This window comes from Arthrobacter sp. Y3223164 (genome assembly GCF_059091005.1).
The window spans coordinates 1-5,214 of record NZ_JBNHGF010000196.1 but is presented as its reverse complement, the minus strand read 5'-3'; the positions used below and the strand labels follow the sequence as shown (position 1 = coordinate 5,214).

General features: G+C 64.4%; 6 protein-coding genes and 2 pseudogenes. 4 read left to right on the top strand and 4 right to left on the bottom strand.

The window, feature by feature from the left end; translation table 11 throughout:
* Nucleotides 1–1,260: pseudogene (locus AC5RUJ_RS10590) on the top strand (family 43 glycosylhydrolase); the annotation flags it as partial.
* A gap of 64 nt (nucleotides 1,261–1,324) precedes the next feature.
* Here the strand turns inward: AC5RUJ_RS10590 and AC5RUJ_RS10585 are convergent.
* Both AC5RUJ_RS10585 and AC5RUJ_RS10580 read right to left on the bottom strand, forming a co-directional pair.
* A pseudogene (locus AC5RUJ_RS10585) lies at nucleotides 1,325–2,468 on the bottom strand (IS3 family transposase).
* A 160-nt stretch (nucleotides 2,469–2,628) separates the two neighbouring features.
* The gene (locus tag AC5RUJ_RS10580; protein ID WP_494129114.1) at nucleotides 2,629–2,826 is read right to left on the bottom strand and encodes a YegP family protein; all 198 of its coding nucleotides are present in this window, start codon (nucleotides 2,824–2,826) and stop codon (nucleotides 2,629–2,631) included.
* Between the two features lie 151 nt (nucleotides 2,827–2,977).
* On the opposite strand from AC5RUJ_RS10580, the gene AC5RUJ_RS10575 reads away from it, so the two are divergent.
* Entirely contained in the window at nucleotides 2,978–3,202 is a 225-nt protein-coding gene (locus tag AC5RUJ_RS10575; RefSeq protein ID WP_494001627.1) for a hypothetical protein, read from the top strand.
* Between the two features lie 50 nt (nucleotides 3,203–3,252).
* On the opposite strand, the gene AC5RUJ_RS10570 is transcribed toward AC5RUJ_RS10575, so the two are convergent.
* Nucleotides 3,253–3,876, bottom strand: a complete 624-nt coding sequence (locus tag AC5RUJ_RS10570; protein WP_494129115.1) for a class I SAM-dependent methyltransferase — start codon at nucleotides 3,874–3,876, stop codon at nucleotides 3,253–3,255.
* A 78-nt stretch (nucleotides 3,877–3,954) separates the two neighbouring features.
* The gene (locus tag AC5RUJ_RS10565) at nucleotides 3,955–4,308 is read right to left on the bottom strand and encodes a MerR family transcriptional regulator (protein WP_494129116.1); all 354 of its coding nucleotides are present in this window, start codon (nucleotides 4,306–4,308) and stop codon (nucleotides 3,955–3,957) included.
* 108 nt (nucleotides 4,309–4,416) lie between these two features.
* Here AC5RUJ_RS10565 and AC5RUJ_RS10560 point away from each other — a divergent pair, with 108 nt between their 5' ends.
* Both AC5RUJ_RS10560 and AC5RUJ_RS10555 read left to right on the top strand, forming a co-directional pair.
* On the top strand, nucleotides 4,417–4,839 hold the full coding sequence (locus tag AC5RUJ_RS10560) for an Hsp20/alpha crystallin family protein (protein WP_494129117.1): 423 nt from the start codon (nucleotides 4,417–4,419) through the stop codon (nucleotides 4,837–4,839).
* A gap of 97 nt (nucleotides 4,840–4,936) precedes the next feature.
* Nucleotides 4,937–5,214, top strand: a 278-nt coding sequence (locus tag AC5RUJ_RS10555) for a J domain-containing protein (protein ID WP_494155844.1), incomplete at its 3' end; no start/stop codon positions are given.

The following is a 5,214-nucleotide window of genomic DNA, read 5'->3' as shown; positions in this document are numbered from 1 at the left end:
GCTGGGGTGACGTTCTTGGATAAGGACGGCACCGCAGAGGACACCTACACGATCCCGGCCGTTGAGGGCGTGGATTACCTGGTCGGCGGCAAGGCTGTGGCAGCAGGCTCGTACAAGGGCACAGGCACCGTGACCATCACTGCGAAGGCACTGGCCGACTACGTCCTTGCTCCCGGCGCCGAGACCGAGTGGACGCACGCGTTTAAGGCCACTCCGTACCCGGTAACCCCGGCTGGGGTGACGTTCTTGGATAAGGACGGCACCGCAGAGGACACCTACACGATCCCGGCCGTTGAGGGCGTGGATTACCTGGTCGGCGGCAAGGCTGCGGCAGCAGGCTCGTACAAGGGCACAGGCACCGTGACCATCACTGCGAAGGCACAGGCCGACTACGTCCTTGCTCCCGGCGCCGAGACCGAGTGGACGCACGCGTTCAAGGCCACCACGTCCCCAGTGCCCACGCTGCAGTCCGCAGCGCCCCTCGTCTCTGGCACGACGAAGGTAGGCTCAACGCTGACCGTCGGCACCGGGACATGGACCTCGGGTACCACGTTCAAGTACCAGTGGTACCGCTCGGGCACAGCCATTACGGGTGCCACTGCCAAAACTTACAAGCTCACCGGTTCCGATGCCGGCAAGACTCTAAAGGTCAAGGTCACCGGCACCAAGACCGGGTATACCGTAGTGTCGAAGACCTCGAAGTCCACGATCGCGATCGCCAAGGGGACGCTCACCAGCAAGACCCCGGTCATCTCTGGCACGACGAAGGTGGGAAAGACGCTCGCTGCGACAACCGGGACCTGGACCTCCGGGACCACGTTAAAGTACCAGTGGTACCGTTCGGGCGCGGCCGTCAAGGGCGCCACTGCCCAAACTTACAAGCTCACCGGCTCCGATGCCGGCAAGACTCTAAAGGTGAAGGTCACCGGCACCAAGACCGGATATACCGTAGTGTCGAAGACCTCGAAGTCCACGATCGCGATCGCCAAGGGGACGCTCACCAGCAAGACCCCGGTCATCTCTGGCACGACGAAGGTCGGAAAGACGCTTACTGCGACAACCGGGATTTGGACCTCCGGAACCACGTTGAAGTACCAGTGGTACCGTTCGGGCGCGGCCATCAAGGGCGCCACTGCCAAGACCTACAAGCTCACCGGCAGCGACGCCGGCAGGACTATAAAGGTCAAGGTCACTGGCACCAAGACCGGATACACCAGCGTGTCAAAAACATCGACACCCACGGCCACGATCGGACGCTAAAACTCTAATGACTACGCCTGTTGGGGCTGCCCCGGGTTTCGTTGACTCTCGGGGTTGATGGTTTTCAGGCGGCTTGAGGGCCGGTTTCGATTGTCTCAAATTCGAGGGGTGTGAGGCGGCCAAGGGTCCGCTGACGGCGCCGGCGGTGGTAGGTCTTCTCGATCCAGGTAACGATGGCCAGACGCAATTCCTGCCTGGTGGACCAGCGCGGCCGGTCCAGGACGTTCTTCTGCAGCAGGGCAAAGAACGATTCCATGGCGGCATTGTCGCCGCAGGCGCCGACCCGTCCCATCGATCCGATCAGTCCGCTGCCCTTGAGCGTCCGCACGAACACCGTGGAGCGGAACTGGGAGCCGCGGTCGCTGTGCACCACAGTTTCCTGCGGCGACCTCAAAGCGACTGCATTGCGCAGCGCAGAGACGGCCAGAGAGGCCTTCATCCGGGAGTCGATGGAGTAACCGACGATCCGGTTGGAGTAGACGTCCTTGATTGCGCAGAGGTAGACCTTGCCCTCGTCGGTGCGGTGTTCGGTGATGTCCGTCAGCCACAGCTCATTCGGGGCGGAAGCGGTGAAGTTCCGGCCGACCAGATCGTCGTGGACCGGCGGGCCGGCCTTGCGGCTAAGTCCCCGCTTCTTGGCAAAGACGGACCAGATGCGCTGGCTGCTGCACAGCCGCTGCACCCGGTTCTCCCCGGCGCTGATGCCCAAGGCCGGCAGTTCGTCGGCGATGAACCGGTACCCGAATGACGGATCGTCGGCATGAATATCTAGGGCGGCGTTGATCAGATGGGCATCAGCCCGGTCCCGGTCGGAGACGGGATTGGCCTTCCATTTGTAGAAGGCCTGCTTGGAGAAGCCGAGCACCCGGCAGGTCACCGCGACGGCGATTCCGTCGGCGGCAAGGTTGAGGACCAGCGGGAATTTCATTTTGGGGGCAGTTCCCTCGCGAAGAACGCCGCGGCCCGCCGCAGGATCTCGTTCTCCTGCTCCAGCAGCCGGATCCGTTTCTTTGCGTCTCGCAGCTCCGCCGCTTCCTTCTCCGTCATGCCAGGGCTGACACCTTCTTCGATGTCGGCCTTTTTCAGCCAGTTATGCAGGGTCGCCTCGGAGATGCCGAAGTCCTTGGCGATCTGCGCCAGCGGGCTTCATGCTTCCGCGCAACGGCGACGACATCGCGGCGGAACTCGGCGGGGTAGGGCTTGGGCACAGGAACATCCTTCCTGCAAGGAATGAATCCTCACAAGTCAGACGTCAACTGAACCGGGGGCAGTCCCGGTCGTCCAAACTCCAGAACACGTAGGCGGCGCCGCTACAGTTGTCCAATGAAAACCAGTGCAGCAACTGCGACATGCGCTATCTCCCGGCGGTCACGTCGCTGAGTCGCCGTCCGTCCGGTCAATCACGCGGCCGGTGCCGGCGATTTCCCGTGCGAGCTCGATGCCGTCCTTGGCCTCCTGAAGGGACGGATACGTCACCGATTCGGCCATGAGTTTTCCCTTACCGTCCAGCATTCTGACCCGGTAGCCGCCGTCGGGCGCCTTGATCACTTCGAAATGCCCTGCCATGTCTAGCGTTCCTATCCACGAGGTTTCCACGGCGCTGTCGAGTCCAAACAGTATGCCATCCGGCGTTTACTGCCGTCTTGGGCCCTTGCCACACCCGCCCGCCGCGAGGAAAGTGGACAGTACGCTGACACGCTAGCGAAGGGAAAAACCCATGCAGATCGACAAGCAGCAGATCATCGACTTCCTCAAGCAGCAGGGAAACGAGGACCAGGCGGTTGCGGCAGATGCCGAACTGCCGCAGAAGGTGGACACCGAGCGCGACTCAGGGCTGTTGTCCAAGCTGGGCATCGACGTCGACGCGCTCCTCGGCAAGCTCCCCGGGGGATTGGGCGAGAAGCTTGGCGGCATGAAGGACAAGCTGGGCGGCTTCGGGTAACAAACGCTTCCGCCTAAAGCGGCCGCGCCCCGCAGCGCCCGGAGGACTTCCTAGCGGTTGGCTCCGGGCGTTGCCGTGCCCGCCACCATGGGATTTATCGGCAGCCATGCCGGGCCGACCGCGAACTCGTCTTGCACTGACACGCTGAAGCCGGCGGCAGCGATCGCCGCCGCGGTGTTCCGGTTGGGCTCGCAGCCCTGCGCCGCGAATGACCACACGGGCCGCAGCAGGTCCTGAACTTTGCCGTGCGCGCCCGGGCCGCGCACGTGCTCCAGGAAGAGAAGCTTGCCGTCTGGCTTGAGCACTCGCCTGGTTTCGGCCAGAGCCGCCGCCTGGTCGGGGACGCTGCACAGCACCAGGGTGAACACCACGGCATCCACGCTGGCGTCCTCGGCCGGCAGGTCCTCGGCTACCGCATCCACGACGCGCACCGCTGCGGAGTGGGACCCCACCCGGGGCTCCAGTCGCTTGCGCATGTTCGGGTCCGGCTCGACCAACGTCACGGAGCACCCCGGCGGGAAGTACGGCAGATTCGCGCCGGTGCCGGCACCGACGTCGTACACAATCCCGCTCAGTCCGGACAGCAAGGCCTTGCGATGCGACGCGAGCTCCGCCGGTTCGCGGCGAATGGCAGCATCATATTGCGCGGCGAACAGCGCGCTTCGCAGTCCCATGAGCGTGGTCCTTTGTTCGGCTCGGGAGTGGGCCCCGGTGTCGACCATACTCCGGGTGCCCGGCGGAAGGGAGGGCGTTCAGGCCGGCCGCGTGGTTTCCTCCGGTTCCTCGGGCTGCTCCTGTCCGTCCGCACGTTCCTTGGCCGCCTTAAGCTGCCTGTGCAGCGAAGCGTTGTCCTCTTCCAGCTCCAAAACCTTGCCGACGCCGGCCAGGTTCACGCCGTCGTCGACCAGCTCTCCGATGCGTCGGAGGCGGTCGACGTCGTCCTGGCTGTACCGCCGCGTGCCGCCCGCCGTGCGCTCCGGTTCCAGCAGGCCGCGGCGTTCGTACAGGCGCAGGGTTTGCTCGCCCACGCCCACGATGTCTGAGACCACGGAGATGCCGTAGACGCCCTTGTCCGTCCGCGGCTGCCGCTTCTTCTCGCGTGCCAAAATTCCTCCCAAAACCGACTTGCAAACATAGTAGCGCAGAGTCATAATATCTGTGCGCTCGAACATAGATTTAGTGAGCGCCGAAGAGAAGAACTGAAGGAGGCTGCCATGTTGATGAGAACTGATCCCTTCCGTGAGCTGGACCGCCTGACCCAGCAGGTCTTCGGAAACCAGGCTCGCCCGGTGGCGATGCCGATGGATGCGTGGCGCGAGGGCGAGGAGTTCGTCGTCGAACTCGACCTGCCCGGCGTCGATCCGTCCACCATTGACCTGGACGTTGAACGCAATGTCCTCACGGTTGCTGCGGAGCGCAAGTCCAAGATCGAGGACGGCAAGGAAGTCGTTGCCGCCGAACGGCCCAGCGGCACGTTTAGCCGCCAGCTGATCCTGGGCGACACGCTGGATACGGACAAGGTCACGGCGAATTACGAGGCCGGCGTGCTGTCCCTGCGGATCCCCATCCGCGAGCAGGCCAAGCCGCGTAAGATCGAGATCAACAGCGGAGACACCAAGCAGATGATCGACGCCTGACCTGTGGGATCGCAGCCGGTGGTGACGTCCGGGCGCGGGCGGAGCCACCGGCTGGCCGTGAGCGGCGAACGCTTCCGGCAGCAGGAGGGAGGCACGCGTGGGTGACACCGACTTCTACGCCGTCCTGGGTGTGGCGCCCGACGCCAGCGATGCGGACATCCGGCGCGCCTACCGGGCCTTGCTGCGCCTGCATCATCCTGATTTGAACCACGACGGCGATGCGCCGCGGTCTCGTGCCGACGGCTTGGCGATGGGGGCCATCCTGCAGGCTTACTCTGTCTTGGGAGACGTGGGCCGCCGCGCAGATTACGACCGCGGACGCGTCCGGAGCGGCGGACGCGGGCAAACGGCGGCGTCTTCGCCAGGCGGCCGCCG